Raw genomic sequence first — 1,824 nt, 5'->3', positions numbered from 1 at the left:
TTAAAACTTCTGGTCTGAAACATTTCATTTTTGGTAAATCAGAGATTTTTAAAATGATTTCCGTTATATTTTTACTAACATCGTTAATAAGTTGATTGAATTCCTCAACTATTTTTTTATCAGCTACATTAGTTTTTCTTTTAAGTCCTTTTTCATTAAACCAATTATTAATTTCCGTTTTACTAAATAGTAAAAGTGATATTTCTCTTAATTTAATTGCAGCATTTATTGAATTAATTTCGTCTAATAGCTTAGAAACTTTATAGAATAACTTATCATCAATTGATTCGATAAGTGTTAATGAGTTGTTATATTTTTGAGTGATTGTTTTTCTAGGTTCAACACTTGTTGTATTGCTATGAATTATTAATAAACTAGAAGAATTTCCAATAAGTTTCCATATTAGATTGCTATAATCTGTTTTTGGAGTGTGTAAATCTAAAGAAGGATAATTCAATAATTCAATTGATTTGTATAGCTTCAAATCAATTTCTTCTTTCTTAATTAATTTTTCACGAATAGCTTTTATTTCAATACCTAAAGCCGAATTATTTCCATTTAGCCATCTTTGTGGTTGAGTTAATTCAAATGAATTTTGAACAAATCCATTCATTTCTGTTGTATTAGTTAAATCAACTATTGGTTCATTAAATTCAAAAATACCTTGAAGAAAATCTCCTAATATTCTAGTTGGTATTAATTCAGCTAAAATTTTTATTATTTCATGTTGTTTTTTTGTACAATCCTGATATTCATCAACAAATAAACCTGAATATGTCGATTTAATAACATCTGTTATAATTTTTGTTTTAAATAGACTATGTGCTGAATCATTAAGAAAGGAATAATACTTTTTTGAATCTTCAATGCTCGGTATTATTTTATTATGATTATATGCCAGAACATAACGTTGAATAAAACTACTAATTGTCTCAACTTCATAGTTATTTGGAACATTAAGTTTTTTTAATTTCTCCTTAATAGCAGTTACACCAGCATGAGTATGAGTAAGAATCAATTGCTTCTTTGAATCAAGAGGAAGTTTTAATAAACATTCAGTTATAGTATGTGTTTTTCCGAATCCAGCTGGAGCTATCAAAAGACATTTTGGATGTTCTATGAATTTATCTAAGTCTATCATTTGCTTGCCCAATCATTAATACTAGTTAACATTTTATATAGATGCTTATCTTTAAATTCATTTAATGAACCCATACAGAGTTCACCAACTGATGTACCCATATCTATTCTTTTAATCCATTTATTCTTATTACTAGAAATTCCAAATGCATTTCTAATTTCAAGATTATCATTACTCAAAAAGTCATCATTCCAAGAAGCTCCAATATAATTAGATTTTATGCTATCTTTTATTGAGTTTTTATCTTCAAGTAATTCTAATTCAAATATTTTTTTTATTGTTTCAAAATTTAAATCTGTAAAGATTTGATTTTCTATAGCTTTTCCTGATTCACATTGAATTGAATCAATAGATTTATCTTTTATAAACTGTTTTAGTTCTTTTACTTTTGGATTTATATCATTATCAGAATCACAGAAAACTAATACATCATACTCTTTATTAATCAACATATTCAAACAATCTTTTATTTTTGAATCTCCTCCACAATCAAGATATCGTACACCATTATTTGAGAATCTAAAATCATTATTTTTATAGTTATAATTGTTGATACCTCTCACAATTCCAACTTCTGTTGCTCCCTCACATAAAACTATTTTTTTTGCAAAAAACGCTTCAGGATTACTACGCAATATTCCTTGATCAGATTTAATAAAATCATATAGTTTATTTGAGTTTTT

2 protein-coding genes are annotated in these 1,824 nt (G+C 25.3%); both read right to left on the bottom strand.

What is annotated here, in order from left to right; all coding sequences use genetic code 11:
* Positions 1-1,141, bottom strand: a 1,141-nt coding sequence (locus O9267_RS14540) for a UvrD-helicase domain-containing protein (RefSeq protein ID WP_298180843.1), incomplete at its 3' end; no start/stop codon positions are given.
* A partial coding sequence (locus tag O9267_RS14535; RefSeq protein WP_298180841.1) for a TOPRIM nucleotidyl transferase/hydrolase domain-containing protein occupies positions 1,138-1,824 on the bottom strand: 687 nt, incomplete at its 5' end. The genes O9267_RS14535 and O9267_RS14540, both read right to left, overlap by 4 nt.

It is taken from the genome of Flavobacterium sp. (assembly GCF_027531705.1).
GTDB lineage: Bacteria > Bacteroidota > Bacteroidia > Flavobacteriales > Flavobacteriaceae > Flavobacterium.
Note: the sequence above shows the minus strand (reverse complement) of the source record. Positions and strands in the feature narration are given on the sequence as shown.